The sequence below is a fragment of the Flavobacterium humidisoli genome, assembly GCF_023272795.1.
GTDB classification, from domain to species: domain Bacteria; phylum Bacteroidota; class Bacteroidia; order Flavobacteriales; family Flavobacteriaceae; genus Flavobacterium; species Flavobacterium humidisoli.
This window is the reverse complement of sequence record NZ_CP096829.1, coordinates 1,903,990-1,922,677: the sequence shown is the minus strand read 5'-3', so window position 1 is coordinate 1,922,677 and position 18,688 is coordinate 1,903,990. Positions and strand designations below refer to the sequence as shown.

Genomic DNA, 18,688 nt, shown 5'->3' with positions numbered 1-18,688 from the left:
TAAAAAGTTCCCAAATTTACGTTTTTTTCTTATTTAAAGAAATATAAAAATAAAAATAAATATACCCATAATAAATCCAAAAAGTGCCAATACATCGCACCTAGCTCTATCCCAAGAGTTTGAGTCGAATTGTATTTTTGTTTAAAATGATTATAAATTATAATTAAAAGTGAAATTAATCCGCCAGCTAAGTGCAACAGGTGTGTAACTGTTACCACATAAAGAAAAGTTGTAGTAATTGAACTACCTTCTCCAGTAAAGTAATACCCTTCTGAAACGATTTGTCCAAATCCTTTGAATTGTAATACCACAAATAAAACCCCTAAAGCTAAAGTTCCAAGAAGTAATCCTGTAACCGCACTTCTATTGTCTTTTTGGATGGCTTTTTTCGCCAAATAAAAAGTAACACTACATGCAATAATTACTGCTGTGCTCCAATAGAAAGCTGAAGGAAGCTCAAAATTCTTCAACCAGTCTGCTCTTGATTTACTAACTACAAATGCACTCGTTAAACCAGCAAACATCATAGTCATACTAACCATCGCGAAAAGCAGAATCAGTTTTGCTGATTTTGATTTCCTTACTTGTTCTTCATTTGTTTTCAATGTCATTTCCATAACAACTATCTTAAAAATTTATCTACTATAAATACAATTTGCAAAAGTGAAATATAAGAAACACTCACTAGCATTAATGTTCTCGCTGCCTTTGCAGTTCTTAACTTATACAGACGAACCGCATAAAAAAGCATCCAAATCCCTAATAGAAACACTAAAACTGCCGCAATTTGAGAAATAAACAACTGACCTGTAAAACCTAACACAGGTAATAACGATGCTATTATAAGCCAAATTGTATACAATATTATCTGTAAAGCTGTTCCTTTATCTTTTTTACCTGTCGGAAGCATAAATATTCCTGCTTTCTCATAATCTTCGTATAAAAACCATCCGATAGCCCAAAAATGAGGGAATTGCCAAAAAAATTGAATTAAGAATAAAGTACCTGCCTCAATACCAAATTCACCAGTTGCTGCTACCCAGCCCAACATAAATGGAATCGCTCCAGGAAATGCACCAACAAAAACAGACAACGAAGTTACTGTTTTTAATGGTGTATAAACACTTGTATAAAGAAATATAGAAATTGCAGCAAACATTGCTGACTTTGCATTTATCGTATAAAGAAGTGCAACACCAATAATAGTAAGCAAACTCGCTACTAATAAAGCCACTTTAGGAGACATACGTCCTGAAGGAACTGGACGGTTTTTGGTGCGATCCATTAAAGAATCGATATCTTTTTCTATTACTTGGTTAAAAGCATTTGAAGCTCCGACCATACAGTAACCTCCAACTGCCAAAACAGCCAAAACACTCCATCTAAAAGGATGTTCAGAATCTACTCCTAACAAATATCCAGCAATAGAAGAAAACAATACACTAATAGCTAAACCAGCTTTAGTAATCTCTTTAAAATCTAGAAATATTGATTTGAGTGATAATGTGTTTTTTGCAGCGTTCAATACCGTTGTATTTTGTGTATTTTTTTTGAGTGGTGCAAATGTACAAATTAGATTGTAGAATTTGAACCTATAATTTTAGATTTTTTTCAATAAAACCTATAGAAATTAAGATCTCAGCATTCTTTAACACTATATTTCGAAAAATCTTATTAAAAACTAGTAATCAAAATACCAATTAAAAATATCCGAACGTAATCCGACACTAAACCAAGTAGTACTTTGCTTAAAAGTTGTTGCTGTTTCTTGAGTCGGATCAAAATTTCTATAGATTAAACTTCCAAATAATTTCAAGTTTGTCATTGGATTAATTAAATACCCTCCTTGAACATCTGCAATAAAAACACTGGTTTTATTACCCTGTCCGATTTTCACACCCGTATCATACGGACGTTTCACATCATAACTTTTATAAATATTTCCTCCATAATTATAAGAGTCTTCTGCAGTATCAAAATCTAAACCTCTTGTACCAACTGTTAATTTTGCATCGGCAAGCCAACGCCCTTTGTGGTATCTCGCAATTGCAATAAGTTCTTTAAAATTTCCGCCCCATTGGTGCCCAACACTTTGATTATTATGTCCATAATTGGTAATAACAGCGCTATGCGAGTACACATAAGGACGAACACTATTCAATTCAACCTGCAGTAAAAGATCTTTTACATTAAATGCATTGAAGTATTTTGCTCCAAATTGAAATCCAAATTTGTTTTTCCAGCTTTGATTTCCCGCTCCAACATCTGAAACAGAAAATTCATCGATCAAGAATTGTGAATAAAGATTTATACTATTATTCCATTTGTATTTACCCGTAATCCCTAAAAGCGCATTTCCGCTTCTAGATGAAGATCCGAATTCTACCGCACGGTAAAAAATAATCGGATTAACAAAATTAGCATCAAATCCTCTGTTGTTGGTGTCTGTCCAAACTACAGATTCAAAAAAACCTAAGTTTAATCTATTTGAAACATTCCAACTCAAATAATGATTGGCCATAAATTTTGTCGCATACGTCTTTTCGGCTGTTACTTCTGGACGAACATCTTTCATCCACATGTACGTATTGGTATATTTAATTTTCCAGAATTTGGTGTTGATTTTAAAGTATGGGTACGGACTCGCTCCATCGCTTTCCAACAAAGAACGATAACCGTCACCTATAAAATTTCTTCCATAACCCAATTGAAAATCAAATATTTTTCCTGGTGCGAAAGTGATATTCGCTTCCGCTAAAGGAAAATCATAAGCATCCGTTTTGAATCCTTTTGCAATTCCAATCCCCGGAATTATTGCCGGATTTCCTCCCGATGGTTTAATAGATTCTGCATAATCGTTAAAATATCCTGCAAATCTTCCTTGACTTTCAAAAAATGTCGTAGTAAAATTAATTTGTTTCCCCAAACCTCCTCTAAAGTTTAGCGCTCTAGTATTCACATAAGTATAAGATGCATCAAGATCTGAAGCCTTACCCATTTGCAAATCTACAATCGGATTTAAGGCAAACCAATAATCTTCTCCTTGAATCTGCACTAGATTTTCATTCCACCATTTTCTTCCCAGCCAAGTCGATGTTTTTTTCTGCAACGATTCATTTACCGCTCTCAAATTATAATACTTTGAAACCTCTGCGTAAGTATAGGGCTTAGATGCTGTATGATTATTAATCCCAACTTGATTCATTTCTGCATCAAACTGCGCATAATAACTATGTGAAAAAGGAATATTTAAATGACTATCAAATTCTGGATTATTGTATTTTTTATATACAATACTATCCAATTCTGTCATTGGTTTTTCTGCAGGCTTTAAAATTTCCGCTGCTGCTTGAGCTTCTGTTGCAAGCTGTGATGCACTTTTTAGCGGTATATCAATAGAAATCGTATATTTAGAATATGTTGGTTTTCCGTTGTAAGTTGAAGGTTTTATTTTTGGAAATGCACCAAAAACTCTTTTTGCTTCTTCAGACAATTCTTCAGTTTCTGCAGAAACATAAATTACTTTAAATTCGCCTTCTGCATTTACCTCAAAAAGTACTTTTACCACTCCTTTATAATTGTTTTCTTTTAATTTTTGAGGAACTTGAAAATTGCTAAACACAAAATCTTGAACTTCTTTATAAAAACAATTTTCTAATTTTTTGCCTTCTAAATTTTCGCAGTTAGGAAAAACTGGAAACATTTCTGCCGCAAAACCTGGCTGAACAGAAGAATTACCATTTTGCTGAGCAGAGACAATAAAGAACGAAGAAATTAAAACAAGGGACAAAAAAAACTTATTCACTTAAAATTGGGGTATTTATTTAATATTGATTTGGGGAAATTTCTCCGTTTACAATTGCTTTTGCCGCTGAAGTTCCAATACGTTTTACTCCTAAACGAATCATTTCTGCAGCTTCTTCAAATGAACGGACTCCACCAGCTGCCTTTACTGAAAGCGGCGAAGCATTTTCGAGCATCATAATTATTGCTGGAACTGTTGCTCCATTTGGAAGATCATTCTCTGTTTTATAAAAACCTGTAGAGGATTTCACAAAGACAGAATCAAAATCTTCTTCTTTAAAATTAGACACTACAACATGTTTTATTAAAGCAGATAACTGAATAATTTCTTTATCTGTTAAGGCTGCAACTTCAATAATCCATTTTACTGTTTTATCATTTGCCAACCCAATCTGCGTTCCAATTAAGATTTCTTTTTTAACCAAATCAAGATCTCCATTTTTGAACGCTTCATAATTACAAACAAAATCTAAATCGTCGGCTCCATTTGCAATTGCTTCGTTTGCTTCTTTAATTTTGATTTCCAAACTTGACTTTCCTTCTGGAAAATCAATTACAGTTCCAACCAACAAAACCGAATTGGCCTCAACAACCATGTTTTTTGCCAAAGAAACATATTCTGGACGAATCATAATTAGCTTAAAACCTTCTTGAATTGCTTCCTTAATTGCATTTTTGATTACAACAGTATTTTCTGCTTCCGAAAGACCAGCTTGCGATGCAGTTTTCAAATAAGTGGAGTCTAAATATTGCTTTACATTCATTTTGATAGAAGTTGCAGGAAACCAGCACAAAAGTACATTTTATATTGAAAAAACATAGCTTTTAAATGCTTGATTTTCTTGTAATAAAAAACCCACCTAAGTGGGTTCTTTTATTATATTTTATCGATTTGCCTTTTAAAAGCTATTGCAGAAAAAACTGCCACAACTGCTCCAAGTGCATTTGCTAAAACATCTGTAACATCTGAAGCTCTTGTTACTGTAAGAGCGCTTTGGAGAATTTCGATTGTAATTCCAAAGAAAACAGAAAATATAAATGAGATCAAATAAGCCTTATAATCGTCTGCATCTTTTCCTTTTAGTTCTTTTTTGAAAAACAAAATCCATGAAATTGTAAATCCAAAATGAAAACAGAAATGTACAATTTTATCAATGCTTGGAAAATTAATCGCCGGTATATTGCTAGAATCTGTAAGACAAAAATAAGTAATGATTCCAGAGCAGATAATTGCCCAAATTAACAATAGTTGTTTAGGCACCGATTAATTCTTTATAAGCTTGATCAGATAATAAAGTGTCAATTTCTGAAGCATCAGCAATTTTTATTTTAATCATCCATCCAGCTCCATAAGGATCTGAATTTACAGTTTCTGGAGCACTTTCTAAGTCTTCATTAAAAGCAATGATCTCACCTGTTAATGGTAAAAATAAATCAGAAACTGTTTTTACAGCCTCAACAGTTCCAAAAACTTCATCTTTTGAAAGTGTCTGATCTAAAGTTTCTACCTCAACATACACGATATCTCCTAACTCTTTTTGTGCAAAATGAGTAATTCCTACAGTTGCAACATCTCCTTCGATGCTAACCCATTCGTGATCTTTTGTGTACTTTAAATTTGCTGGTATGCTCATAATCGTTGTGTTTGAAAATTGATTGTTTAAAATTTAAGCCACAAATGTAATAATCTTCTAATAAAATCTAGTTTAGAAACTAAAATTTAATTTCCAAAATTATAACGAAGTGTGAAACCTGATCTGATATTCGTTAAAGGGAAAGAAGTCGAAATAACTGCTTTCGAGAACGAATGATCGTAATAGAATATTGCTGTTAAGTTTTTACTGAAGGCATAATCGGCCGTTAATTTTAAAGTCCAGATGTTCTGTCCCGCTGCCAGCTGATTATTATCGTAATCTAAATATCGAACTAAAGTCTCATTATTTCTATATGAAAAATCAGCTTTTATATTGATATCACTCTTAATAATTCCAGTTGGATTATCTGCTAATCTTGATGAGATAATAACGTCTTTAAAACGATATCCTAATCCAACAACATACTCTACTCCTTTAACCTCTGTCAATAAATTATTGTCAAAACTCATAGACAGTGCGCGATCTTTTTTAATTTCTGTCAATAAACGGAATGAATTTTTCAACTCAAAATCAACTCTAACCAGCGGGCTAAATTGCTCCACTAAGTTAACATTAGACATGATTGTTTTATTAAAGAAGTTGGTGTTTACGTCTTGACCACCCGGATTTTCCAAATAATCAAAATTTGATCTAAACTGGCTAATCGTGTAAGACGCTCTATAATTATGCTGTAATGAAAATCTTCTAAAATGGTCTTTGAAATACTTATAACGCATTAAACCATTATATTTCACATTCCAGTTTGGAATAGGGAAACTTCTAAAAATACTAGTTGAACTATTTGAAGCATCTCCTCCTGTATAAGCCGCCATAAATGAAGGCAGAAGGACAGCCTGATTACTTTTTGAGAAGCCTATAGGATAACCTTCATTGGCCACATAAATTTTGTAATTCGGATCTGATTCATCTGGAATAGGATTATTTGAATCTCCGTATCTAGGAATTACACCTCCTCCATAATGCTGTTCTGCCAAACGATTTGCAATAACTAAACGATTGCTTCTAAAATCATCAAACGCCGAAGACTCCGTTTCTGTACTTGTTGAGAAAGCAGTCTTAATCAATACAGTAGAAATTGAAAACATTCCGTAACTGTATGGTGACAATGCTATATACTCGCCTGTATTTTGGTCTACACTATATTGCTCTGATGAATTTTCAGAATATGCTCTATCCATTGCTAGGTCAATTTTCAAATCTGGCAATAAATCTACGTTTGCTGTTACCTTCAGCAGTTTGTTGCTTACTTGAGTAAAGTTTTGATTGAAATTTTGATAACTAGTTAGCCAGCCATTTTTAGCCGCTTCAAAACGAACATCATCCTGACTACCAAAAACAAACCCTAATGAAGGTTTAGATGTACCAAAAAATCCTACTCCAGGAATATAACCCGGCAAAACAGTACCGCTATTTTTTGTATAGTTAATCTGAACATTTTTAATACTTGTCAAAACCCCAATCAAACCATCGTAAAAAGGATTACTGCTGGTAACTGGTTTAGCCGTATTTACAATTTTCTCTCCTGGTTTTGGCGGTGCAGCAGGCTTTGCTTTTGCTGGCTTACCTCCCGGTGTCAAACCTAAATATTTATACAGCGTATTCATATTTAATGTCGTAGAAAAGGTATTCGAATTGGCATTTTGAACCGTATTTCCTAAATCCCAAGACACTCCACTATCATCAACGTATTGAGAAAGTGCCGTAGACGATCTTTGCCAATTGTAATCTGCCGTATAAGAATAGGTTGCTTTTATGAAACTAAATATTGGAATTTTATTAATTGGAATATCATAGTTTAAAACTAATTGCTGTAAATGCTGATTAGGTATACCAATATCAAAATAATCATCCCAAATATTAAAATCTTCTTTTGGCGTATTATCGTCATTCAAAAAGTTTCTAACGATATTATTCGACGCTGCTGTATAATTCAGTTTTAATGATTTTGTCAAATTAAATCCGAAACCATATTGATAATTAAACGCAAAGTTTCTTCTGTAAAGAGGATCTAAACCAATACCTTCTACATCAACTTGTCTATATTGCTGGCGATTACTTTGCCTTAAAATATTAGTGTTAAATGAAACGTTCGAAGGAAGATAATTGATATTAAAGTCGCTTAACAATTTCCAATATTCACTTGTTTTCATGAATTTGGTTTGCTTAAACGGAACTACTTCTTTGGGCTGAAAAGTATAAGCATAATTGACCGAAGTATTAGACTGCTCATCATTATAACTTTCAACTTCATAATCATGTCGCTCTACCTGATTATAAGACTGTGAGAACGTAAAGTTTTCTACATCATAAACATGTGGTTTCTGCTCTGGTGCCCTGTCTTTTCTTACCCCAATAAAATTGATGCTTTTACGTTTAGTGTAATCTACCGCTCGCGTTCTAATATTTTCTTTTTCTGCAGGATCTGTCGTTTCTTTTATTAATTGGTCTAATTTAATATCTTGATTAAACGGATCGTATTCTGGCGTAATAACTTCTTCTCCAATCGCATAATTGAATGGAAGATTAATTCCCCATTTCGGAGGAAGCAGTTTTCCTAAATTAATATTGGTTACAATGTTGTACTGCTGAATATCTTCACGATCTCTCTCGTTGGCTCCCTGTTCAAGAGAACCAAAACCTATCGTGCTCTTTTTTCCAGAGGCAGATAATGTCATTAAGTCGGCCATATTGGTATCTACATTCAGCAATGCAGCCATACCTCCTTTGTTTTCCAAATCGGACATACGAAGTTCGTTAAACCAAACTTCTCCCATAATATCCTTATGATTTGCCGCACTTTTTACTCCGACCATTAAATTTCGAACTAAACCGAAATTAGGATTTCCTTTAATACCTAAAGTCAATTTACCGTCCTGGTCACCACCGTCTACATCTGGATCTCGGTCTGGATAATAAATACCATTTATATCTCTTTTTGGTGAATTAATATCGATATTCATTCCCAAGATTTTCATCCTAGTAAGTAATGACAGTGCTACATCAATATTATTTTCTTCAAGCCATACTTGATCTGGACTTATGGTACAGCCTCCTCCAGTTCTTGTGACTTTTAATGGTATCTCAATTTGATAAAAGTTCTGTGTAAAGTCATTACCAAAACGAATAAATCCAATCATCTCATCATCTAAAAGTTGAGTTTCATTTGGAAGAGATTCTGCGTGAAGGAACATTTTCAGTTTTTTGTACTGACGCATATCAACACTTACATTTTTGAAAACTGCTCTAGAATCTTGATATTCTAATCCTGAACCTGCTATTCGCAATGCTAAAGACTGTTCATTCTGATTGATAATTGTATTATTATTGTACAATTGCTCTCTTTGAACTCCTGGTGGAATAACATAATTTACAGGACATTTAGTTCCGTTTTCCTGAATATTTACAGCAGCAACATCAAATTGAGTTCCGTCATCATCAGGGTTTGTATCGTTTGCATCAAGCGTTCCTGTATACTTTCTCCATTCTCCTCTAACCAAATCTAATGCTCCAAAACGAACTGTCATTTGATCATTAAACCCTGTCATAAACATACGCATGAAACGAATAGATCTAAAATCGGTAATATTTCCAATAGTATTTTGAGGTTTCGAAACCGGAATTTTAAACTGAATCCATCTTGCATTGGTTGTACTACCATTAGGAAGATCTACATTTTGAACCTCTCTAATATCTGTAATATAATTTTCTCCAACTTGCATTCCTGGTCTTACATCAATACTGTATTCATAGTACGCATTGATTGTACTCATTGTATTATCACGATTAATATCTTCAACGTCTGGAAGAGTTGTTGAACCACGATTTGGATCATCAACGCTTACGGCAGAGTTCCCCTCTGTTCCGTTGTATCTTTTATAACGCTGTAAAACGCCTCCTTCTGTATTTAAGAAGTACTTATAGTTATCTGCCGCAGGATCTTCTTCTCCTGCATAATTGGTATAAATTGATCCCTCTTTTGCATCTGGCAAACCATCTAAACCAACATCTTGATTTTTACGATTGTCTGGATTAGTATCAAATGCATAAATCAATGATTGAGATGCTGGTACGTCTCCCCAAATCGGCTGCGGATTTACCATTATCTGATCTGGCCCTAAACCGTTTTCATATTGTTTTCTTCCATCTTTCAGAACGTCTTCCGAGACTTCTCCTAAATTGAAGTAAATTTTTCCATTATTAGTTCCCTGAGCCTGTCCTGTCCCCACATAAGGATCGAGTACCCAGAACTGAATGTATTCAACATTTCCTTGCTCAAAGTTTGTAGAATTCAGTGCACGCATAATTCCTCCAAAATTAGATGAAGGGCTACTTGAACTAAAATTAGGATTATTATTGTAAGGTCCTCTATCTGATGGATAATATGTTAAGTCTAATGTATTAACAACCTGAATCTGACCTTGTGCAATATCTGTATTTGGATAAAGTTCTCTACTATAAATTCTTCTTGTTGAGTTTAATGACAAATCATCATTTGAAACTCCAGATGGTTTTGAGGTATAGAAAATTGGATCGATAGTATACCAAGCCAATTTTGCACGTTTAAAACCATACTCAAGCGTATTGGAGTTGGCATTGAAAGTATTGTCTGTCGCAGAAGTAATAAATGGTGTAGAAGCCAAACTCCAGGCATACGCAGATCTCATATCTATCGTGGTCTGAGTACCTTCAAAATCGTCGATATAAATAGTTGCTTCACCTTCAAAATCACTTGCTTTTGGAGCATCTGGTTTTAAAAATGCCACTTCTCCACGAATAGAAAGATTAGATGGGACGTCTGTATCTATATTCGGTAATTTATTAGCCAATCTTGTCAAAAACGGAACTTCTGTTGCATAATTTCCATTAAAACCAAAAATGGTGTTATTTACAGATTCTTGTCCGTAGCTTGATTTTTGAGTAAAAGGACGTTCTGTCATTTTTAAGAATGTACCTCCCACAACAAATTTTTCTGAAATTTTATGTTCAACATTAAGTCCCATAAACCTTCTTGTCTGCTGCCCAAAGATTGAATTGTTCTCCAACGAAACTTCAATTGGTGTATTAGAAGCCTGAAGCGAAGGATCTAATATCTGTACTCGTCCTAATTGATAATCGACACTATAATCAATACCCTCTACCAAAACACGTCCTGCTGCAGTTACCACAACAGACCCTTGCGGAACATTAAATGCACCGATAGGAATACCATTACTTCCCGAAGATTTATATTTTCCTCTTAATAAGAATTTGTTTTTATCACTATCCTGCAATGCACCAGCCTGGGTATTTCTATACATGTTTCTAAACACATACTTCTTCTGATTTGCATTATAAGTAGCTGGATCATTATAACTTTCTCCTGAGTTAGTGTTTAACTTTCTAAATAAAAGTTCTCCAAAAGGCTCTTTAGTTGTAAAAATAATTCGAGCATTCTGCACATCAACAGTTACCCCTGGAACATAATCAAAGAATCCGTCTCCTCCCGTTTGCGGATCGTTGTTGTAATTTAAACGGTCAAGATTAAAAACATTCAATAATGGCGTTTGGTCTACTTTATCGTCTGGTGCTGGATTTGCTGGAAAAGTAGTTCCTGTTACTGGCGTAATATAGTTTATTGGCGAAGGATCTGTATAAAGAATGTTAAGTCTAAAATCTTCTTGTTTGATTTGATAGGCTTGAGGAATTTGATAAACGTTTTTCATCATCAAGTTCCAAACTGGATTTTGAACGTTTGTCAAACTGCTTTTCAGCATTTTTAAAACCAAACTCTGCGTTACAATTGCTTGATTGGCATTGTTGTTTCCAGTAACTACAGTCGCATCTACACCATCACTACCAAACTCTCCTACTTGGTATGTTTTTCCTCCAACTGTATATTCAAACGCAACTGCTAGAATTTCGTCATTGGCCAATCGCTGCTGTAACGAGATGTAACCTAACTGAGCGTTAAAAGTATATTCGTTTGTTGTTAATTTTCTAGCATTTTCCAGAACAGAATAATCAGTTCCCTCATTTACGTTGGTATTATTAAATCCAGATTTTGCCGTTACAATTTCTCTAATATTAGAGTTTAAATAACTTCCTGCTTTTCCAATGGATGCCGGATCGTATTTATTATTTGTATTATCTGTAGGTGAATCTATTGGGTTATTAAAGAATCCTGCAGGATTTGTAATTACAACAACTTGATTATCTGGCACACCAGAAACTTGTCCTTCCCCTAAATCCTGAAGTGCAATAACGTTTCTTAAGTTGTTGCTTGTTGTTGTTACCCTATTCTGTTTATTAGTCACCCATACTTCAATTCTTGTAACTTGAACACGGCTGTCAATTAACGGATAGTTTTTAAGAGAAGAATCGTATTTATTTCTAAAGTATTGTGATAAGAAGAAATGTCGATCATTATCATAATCTAAGGCAAACAAATCAAAGTTTTGCACCGTTCCTCCACCTTCTGCGACTATACTTTTGGTTTGAGACTTTTGTTCTGAGAAAACTCCCGTAACAGTTGTCTTACCGAATTGCAGTTGAGCTTTGACCCCGAATAAACTTTGAGCGCCTCGAATTAAGGTACTATTTAAAGGCATACTCACATTACCGACCTCAACTTTCTGAACAATATCGTCTTCTGAGGGCGTATAAGCTAGTTTAAATAAGTTTTGAAAAGCAAATGTAGATTGTGTATCGTAGTTGGCATTTACCTCCAAACGAGTTCCAATTTTCCCCATTAAACTCATACTGATTCTTTGATCAAAATCAAAAGTTAGGCTAGATCTGTTTCTTGGCGAAAATGATGGATTATCTTGTTTAGTATAACGCATACCCAAGTCCATTTCTACTGATCCTGTGGGCTTTACATCTATAGTATTACTTCCAAAAATGCTTTCGAACAAACTCGAATTGATGTAATATCTTGGTAATAAATCTTTTTTGGCTGCCTCGGCTCCAGCTTTTTTGCCATCAATAGCATCAGATTTTTTTCTAAAATAATCTCTTCTTGCTTCTTTGAGAACTAAATCTTCGTATTCTTTTGGAGTTAGAATTAAAGGGTAATTGATGGAGAAACCATCTACCGAATTGGTATAGATATAACGATCTGTAATAGGATCATATCTATATGCCGAAAGTACGCTCGGAGGATCTTCGAGCTCTATCTTACCTACTGAGAACTGAGTTTTAGTTGTATCTTGTGCTGCCGGTGTAACCTGTGCCCGCAAAACATTACCGCAGAGTAATACCAGCAACAAAATACAAATTTTACGCATAGAATTCTTTTATATAAAATGAAATTTATAAGCTTTTTAAAGCCTTTTTGATAATTGTTTCAACGGTAGCTTCTGGATCTTCTTTTACGATTCTTTCTACCACTTTTTCTGAAGCTTTTCGGACAAAACCTAATACTTCTAGAGCAGATAACGCTTCATCTCGGTTTCTATTGTTTTGAACAGCAAAAACTTCGTCAATATCGTACAATTTAACAACTTTTTCTTTTAAATCAAGTATAACTCTTTGTGCCGTTTTGTTTCCAATCCCTTTGATAGACTGGATTATGCCCACATCTCCAGATGCGATGGCATTTATAATTTGCTTTGGTTCTATAGAAGAAAGCATTGTTCTGGCAATTCCAGCTCCAATTCCTGAAACAGAAAGCAGCATTCTAAAAATTTCGCGCTCCGATTTTTCGGCAAAGCCATATAAAGTATGCGCATCTTCTTTAATTTGAAGATGCGTATACAATTTTATATTTTCAGAATTTGGAATTAAGGAGAAGGTATGCAATGATATATTTACCTGATAACCAACCCCTCCACAATCAATTACAACTTCTGTAGGATTCTTTTCTACTAATCTTCCCTGCAAATGTGCTATCATAAATGTAATTTATTAGTATCAAATATAACAAAAATGCCATAAAACTACGACAAATTTGTTCAATCCTTTAGAACGTTTATTGTGTTATTTTATTCTTTTTGCTTTCTTTTTCCTGTGCATCAATAACAGCTATAGCTGCCATATTTACCATTTCTTCAACGCTAGCACCCAATTGGAAAATGTGAACTGGTTTACCCATACCCATCATGATTGGCCCAATTGAATTCACTTTATACAATTCTTTCAATAATTTGTAAGTGATATTTGCTGACTCTAAATTAGGGAAAACCAATGTATTAACTTTTTTTCCTGCTAATTTAGAGAATGGAAATTTCTCTTGAAGCATTTCTGGATTTAATGCAAAATCTGCTTGAATTTCTCCATCAACAATTAATTCTGGATGATTTTTATGCAGATAAGCTACAGCTTCTCTAACTTTTGAAGCGCTTTCACTAGTTGAAGAACCAAAGTTTGAGAATGAAACCATTGCTATAACTGGCTCAATACCAAACATTTTTGCAGTTTTTGCAGTCATGATTGCAATATTAATCAAATCTTGTGCAGACGGATTAATGTTTATTGCAGTATCTGATAAAAACATTGGTCCGCGTGAAGTAAGCATCATATTTGCAGTTGCAATAAGAGATGCGTTTTGCGCCTTTGGAATTAATTGCATCATTGGTTTTACAACCGAAGGATAACTTCTAGAATGTCCTGTAACCAATGCATCTGCCTCACCTTCATTAACCATCATTGCAGCAAAATAGTTTCTTTCGCGCATGAATTTTTCTGCATCCAATTTAGAAACTCCTCTTCTTCCCCTTGTTTCCCAGAATGATTTTGCAAATCTGTTGCGTCTTTCCGCTTCTTCATCTGTCTTAGGATCAATGATTTCAAGATCAGCATCAAAACCAAGTTCTGCTTTCAATTCTAAAATCACTTCTTTGTTTCCTAATAAAATTGGGAATCCGATTCCGTCCTCAAAAACAATTTGTGCTGCTTTTAAAACGTTTAATTGATCTGCTTCGGCAAAAACAATTCTTTTAGGATCTAATTTTGCACGGTTTGTAATCAAACGCACCATTTTGTTATCGTTCCCCATACGTTCGCGAAGAACATCTTCGTAAGAAGCCCAATCTGTAATAGGATTTTTTGCTACTCCAGATTCCATTGCTGCTTTTGCAACCGCTGGAGCTACAACAGTAATCAATCTAGGATCGAATGGTTTAGGAATGATATATTCTTGACCAAAACCAAGTTTTGTTGCACCATAGGCTACGTTAACTTGTTCTGGAACTGGTTCTTTTGCCAAAATAGCTAGAGCTTTTACAGCCGCCATTTTCATTTCTTCGTTAATTTTTGTCGCTCTTACGTCTAGCGCTCCTCTAAAGATATAAGGAAAACCTAAAACGTTATTTACCTGATTAGGAAAATCTGAACGTCCCGTAGCCATAATAACATCTTTACGAGTTTCTGTAGCTAAATTATAATCGATTTCCGGGTTCGGGTTTGCCATTGCAAAAACGATCGGATTGTTAGACATTGTCAATAACATTTCTGGTGAAAGAATATCTCCAGAAGATAATCCGATGAAAACATCAGCGTCTTTTACCGCTTCAGCCAAAGGAATCTGAGGTCCGTCAATTGCATATTTTAATTGTAAATCTGAAAGTGCAGGATTGTCTTTAGTTAAAAGTCCTTTACTGTTGTACATTAAAACATTTTCAACTTTTACTCCAAGTAAAACATATAAATCTGTACACGCAATCGCCGCAGATCCTGCTCCAGAAACTACTACTTTTACGTCTTCTGCTTTTTTACCTGCCAATTCAAGTGCATTGATTAAAGCTGCAGAAGAAATAATTGCTGTTCCGTGCTGGTCGTCGTGCATTACCGGAATATCCAATTCTTCGATCAGCCTTCTTTCTATTTCGAAAGATTCTGGAGCTTTAATATCTTCCAAATTGATACCTCCAAAAGTTGGAGCAATATTTTTTACAGTTTGAATAAATTCTTCCACATTTTCAGTATCGATTTCGATGTCAAAAACGTCTATATCAGAAAATATTTTAAATAATAAACCTTTTCCTTCCATTACAGGTTTTCCTGCTTCTGGACCAATATTTCCAAGACCTAAAACAGCTGTACCGTTTGAGATTACGGCTACTAAATTTCCTTTTGCTGTATATTTATAAACGTCTTCTTTGTTTGCTGCGATTTCTAAACATGGTTCTGCAACTCCCGGCGAATAAGCCAATGATAAGTCTCTCTGGGTTGCATATTTTTTTGTTGGAACTACCTGAATTTTTCCTGGAGTTGGTTCTGCATGATACAGTAACGCCTCTCTTCTTTTACTCTCTTTGTTCATTTTTTTTAGCATTTATTCTAGCTTACAAAGATATAAGTCTTGTTTTAAAATGGCGTATTTTTAGCGTTTTCTTTTCCTAAAATCTATTCGAATAAATAAAAAAAGTCCAATAGAAATTGGACTCGTTTGAATTTTTATCGTTTTTAGCTACTGTTTATTGAGAAATATAAGAATTCAAATGGTTGATTGTGTCTTTTTGAATTTCTATAATTGCCTTCACTACATCGCTGATTGAAATTACTCCAACCACTGTTCCGTCTTCTAAAACAGGCAGGTGTCTTATTCTTTTTTCGCTCATAAGTTCCATACAATCTTCAAGATTATCTGAAAGTTTTACTGTAAAGACATTACTTTCCATAATCTCATGAACAAAAGTTTCTTTCGAAGATTTATCCTTCAGAACAATTTTTCTGGCATAATCTCTTTCCGACAATATTCCTTTTAAAATATTATCATCCATAACTAAAATTGCTCCAATGTTTTTTTCTCCCATAACTTTTAACGCATCATAAACCGTTAAATTGGAGAAAATAGAATACACGTTCCTTCCTTTTGCCTTAAGTATTTGATCTACAGTCATAATGAAAAATTTTTAGGTTTATAAAGTTAAAACAAAAACCAACACGATCTACAGCGAAATCGATTTTTTAAAAACATAAACAATTCATTTTAAACATAATACATCAAAATTTATATTTTCAAAATTATAGTGTAAAGAATGAAAATGTTTAGAATTGTTTTTTGAAGAAAATTAGATTTTTTAACGTTTACCGATTTATTTCTACCTTACGGTAACTCCTAACGAAGTTTTCATCTATTGTATTTAATTTAATGGCAATTCCGTTAAGAGTTACAGGCCAGTAAAAAACATTTAGGTTATCAAGATAATTATTCATCAAAAAATAAACCCTTTTCTAAAATTTAGAAAAGGGTTCTATAATTGGAATTTAAAAAATTAAAAATTTCCTTTTTTTTTACATCGCAACAATAATAAACTCACTTCGTCTATTTTGCATGTGCTGCTTTTCTGTACATTTTACTCCGTCTGCACATTTATTGACCAATTGCGTTTCTCCATAACCTTTTGCACTTAATCGATCTTCGGTGATTCCTTTTTGAATTAGCCAGTTTTTGGTTGATTGTGCTCTTTTTTCTGAAAGAATCTGATTGCTCTCTGAAGAAGAACGGCTGTCGGTATGCGAGCGAATATCAAGTTTCATGTTTGGATAATCATTTAAAAGATTAACCACTTTCATTAATTGCGGTTCTGACGTCTTTTTGATAGTCGCTTTACCCAAATCAAAGAAATTCATAGGCAGATTTAACAGTTTTGCAATGTCTACTCCTACACGCATAGAACTCAATTTTACTGGACTAATTGCCACTTTTTTGATTGCTACTGTTTTTGCCACAAGCGGTTTAAACACTTTATTTAATCCAATTAATTGAGTAGTTTCTCCTTTTTCTTTGCTAATAGTGACTACAACTTCTTTGGCATTGTAATCTTCTTTGGCAGTTCTGATAGTATATTTTTTACCACATCTTAAATCAGGGAAAACATAATTTCCTTTTTCGTCTGTAGTGATTGTTCCAACTGGATCAAATTTTTCATTGAATAAAGTCAAAGAAGTATTTGCCAAAATTACGTTTGATTCTGCATCGGTAACAGTTCCTGATAAATTTTGTTCGCAGATTAATCTTCTTGTTTCGGTAAATCTGTAAATATCATCCATCCCTAGTCCATTTTCTCTGTTTGAAGAAAAATAACCGCTTCTGGTCTTACTGTCAATACAGAAGGCAAAATCATCTTGTTTACTATTTACAGGTTCTCCAACATTTAAAACGTCATCATAAGTTCCGTTCGCTTTAATACGAGAAGCAAAAATGTCTAATCCACCTAAACCTGGACGTCCGTCTGTAGCAAAATACAATTCGTTTTCTCCAGAAATGAAAGGAAAAGTTTCTCTTCCTTCTGTATTAATAACTGGGCCTAAGTTTTCTGGTGCACCAAAAGTTCCATCATTATTAATTGCAACTTTATAAATATCAGATTGTCCTAATGTTCCTGGCATATCTGATGCAAAGTAGAGTGTTTTTTCGTCTACGCTCAAAGCTGGATGCGCTGTGCTGTATTGATCGCTATTGAACGGAAGTTCTGCAACATTTTTCCATTCGTTATCAATAAATTCTGCTTTGTACAATTTTAATAGCGTTACATTTTTGTCGTTGCTGCGTCTTTTACCATCTGTAAAATTATTTCGAGTAAAATACATCGTTCGTCCATCTTTAGTAAAAATCGGACTTGACTCATTGAAATTGTCTTTTTTTCTTTTTACTAAAAGTTCTGGTTTTCCAACGCTTCCGTCTGGAAGTAGATCGGCTGTATATAATCTAGAGAAAGATCTATTTGTCCATTGAAAATTAGCTTTAACAACTCCACCTGTATCGCGTGCAGAAGTAAAGACGATTTTATTATTATACACAACACTTCCGTAATCTGAATATCGAGAATTAACTCCAGCGTCGGCAATTTGGAATCGCCCTGAATTTTCTTTTATATCTTCTAAATAATTCTTGTCGCTTCTAATAAGATCTGCTCTCTTTTCTGCAGTTGCTTTTTGATTGAATTTCTGCAAAATCTCATCAGATCTGCGATAGTCTCCTGCCGATTTTAATGATTGTGCGTATCGATACAAATATTCAGCATCTTGATTTTCGTTTATGACAAATAACTGTTCGTACCATTTTAATGCTTTTTTCAACTCGCCATTAAAATAGTATGAATTTGCCAAACGCTGAATTACACCTTCATTTGTAGTTTCAGCATTTACTAAAGTCTCGTATACTTTTATGGCATCCGCATAAGCGTACTCTTCGTATTTTTTATCTGCATATTTTATATTCATCGTAGTAAATGGATTTTGTGCATTTACATTTGAAACAAAACAAAACAGTAAAATAATCAATATTAAATTTCTAGCTTTCATAG

General features: G+C 34.0%; 11 protein-coding genes. All 11 read right to left on the bottom strand.

Annotation, left to right across the window (positions count from 1 at the left end):
• Window positions 1-29 precede the first annotated feature (29 nt).
• The 11 genes from M0M44_RS08560 to M0M44_RS08510 all read right to left on the bottom strand — a co-directional run bounded on the left by M0M44_RS08560 (window position 30) and on the right by M0M44_RS08510 (window position 18,686).
• Window positions 30-617 carry a cytochrome c oxidase subunit 3 gene (locus M0M44_RS08560; protein ID WP_248729378.1) on the bottom strand — a complete coding sequence of 196 codons (588 nt, stop codon included), beginning with the start codon at window positions 615-617 and terminating at the stop codon, window positions 30-32.
• A 5-nt stretch (window positions 618-622) separates the two neighbouring features.
• On the bottom strand, window positions 623-1,525 hold the full coding sequence (cyoE, locus tag M0M44_RS08555) for a heme o synthase (RefSeq protein ID WP_248729377.1): 903 nt from the start codon (window positions 1,523-1,525) through the stop codon (window positions 623-625).
• Window positions 1,526-1,681: 156 nt separating this feature from the next.
• Window positions 1,682-3,805 carry an energy transducer TonB gene (locus M0M44_RS08550; protein ID WP_248729376.1) on the bottom strand — a complete coding sequence of 708 codons (2,124 nt, stop codon included), beginning with the start codon at window positions 3,803-3,805 and terminating at the stop codon, window positions 1,682-1,684.
• A 19-nt stretch (window positions 3,806-3,824) separates the two neighbouring features.
• Window positions 3,825-4,568, bottom strand: a complete 744-nt coding sequence (deoC, locus tag M0M44_RS08545) for a deoxyribose-phosphate aldolase (protein WP_248729375.1) — start codon at window positions 4,566-4,568, stop codon at window positions 3,825-3,827.
• Between the two features lie 113 nt (window positions 4,569-4,681).
• Window positions 4,682-5,065 (bottom strand): VanZ family protein, encoded by a 384-nt coding sequence (locus tag M0M44_RS08540; RefSeq protein WP_248729374.1) that lies wholly within the window; start codon window positions 5,063-5,065, stop codon window positions 4,682-4,684.
• Complete coding sequence (gene gcvH / locus M0M44_RS08535; RefSeq protein ID WP_095927914.1) at window positions 5,058-5,438, bottom strand: glycine cleavage system protein GcvH; 381 nt, start codon at window positions 5,436-5,438, stop codon at window positions 5,058-5,060. The genes M0M44_RS08540 and gcvH overlap by 8 nt, the downstream gene beginning before the upstream one ends.
• A gap of 86 nt (window positions 5,439-5,524) precedes the next feature.
• Window positions 5,525-12,724, bottom strand: coding sequence for a T9SS outer membrane translocon Sov/SprA (gene sov, locus M0M44_RS08530; RefSeq protein WP_248729373.1), 7,200 nt, complete (start codon window positions 12,722-12,724; stop codon window positions 5,525-5,527).
• 25 nt (window positions 12,725-12,749) lie between these two features.
• The gene (gene ruvA, locus M0M44_RS08525) at window positions 12,750-13,331 is read right to left on the bottom strand and encodes a Holliday junction branch migration protein RuvA (protein ID WP_248729372.1); all 582 of its coding nucleotides are present in this window, start codon (window positions 13,329-13,331) and stop codon (window positions 12,750-12,752) included.
• Between the two features lie 76 nt (window positions 13,332-13,407).
• On the bottom strand, window positions 13,408-15,699 hold the full coding sequence (locus tag M0M44_RS08520) for an NADP-dependent malic enzyme (RefSeq protein ID WP_248729371.1): 2,292 nt from the start codon (window positions 15,697-15,699) through the stop codon (window positions 13,408-13,410).
• A gap of 154 nt (window positions 15,700-15,853) precedes the next feature.
• Window positions 15,854-16,279 carry a CBS domain-containing protein gene (locus tag M0M44_RS08515; RefSeq protein ID WP_248729370.1) on the bottom strand — a complete coding sequence of 142 codons (426 nt, stop codon included), beginning with the start codon at window positions 16,277-16,279 and terminating at the stop codon, window positions 15,854-15,856.
• Window positions 16,280-16,673: 394 nt separating this feature from the next.
• Entirely contained in the window at window positions 16,674-18,686 is a 2,013-nt protein-coding gene (locus tag M0M44_RS08510; RefSeq protein ID WP_248729369.1) for an OmpA family protein, read from the bottom strand.
• Between the last annotated feature and the right edge of the window lie 2 nt (window positions 18,687-18,688).

Bases quoted from the DNA above. Each gene is read 5' to 3' on its own strand.
- M0M44_RS08560 (WP_248729378.1), bottom strand. From the start codon at position 617: ATGGAAATGACATTGAAAACAAATGAAGAACAAGTAAGGAAATCAAAA.
- deoC (WP_248729375.1), bottom strand. From the start codon at position 4,568: ATGAATGTAAAGCAATATTTAGACTCCACTTATTTGAAAACTGCATCG.
- gcvH (WP_095927914.1), bottom strand. From the start codon at position 5,438: ATGAGCATACCAGCAAATTTAAAGTACACAAAAGATCACGAATGGGTT.
- sov (WP_248729373.1), bottom strand. From the start codon at position 12,724: ATGCGTAAAATTTGTATTTTGTTGCTGGTATTACTCTGCGGTAATGTT.
- ruvA (WP_248729372.1), bottom strand. From the start codon at position 13,331: ATGATAGCACATTTGCAGGGAAGATTAGTAGAAAAGAATCCTACAGAA.
- M0M44_RS08520 (WP_248729371.1), bottom strand. From the start codon at position 15,699: ATGAACAAAGAGAGTAAAAGAAGAGAGGCGTTACTGTATCATGCAGAA.
- M0M44_RS08515 (WP_248729370.1), bottom strand. From the start codon at position 16,279: ATGACTGTAGATCAAATACTTAAGGCAAAAGGAAGGAACGTGTATTCT.
- M0M44_RS08510 (WP_248729369.1), bottom strand. From the start codon at position 18,686: ATGAAAGCTAGAAATTTAATATTGATTATTTTACTGTTTTGTTTTGTT.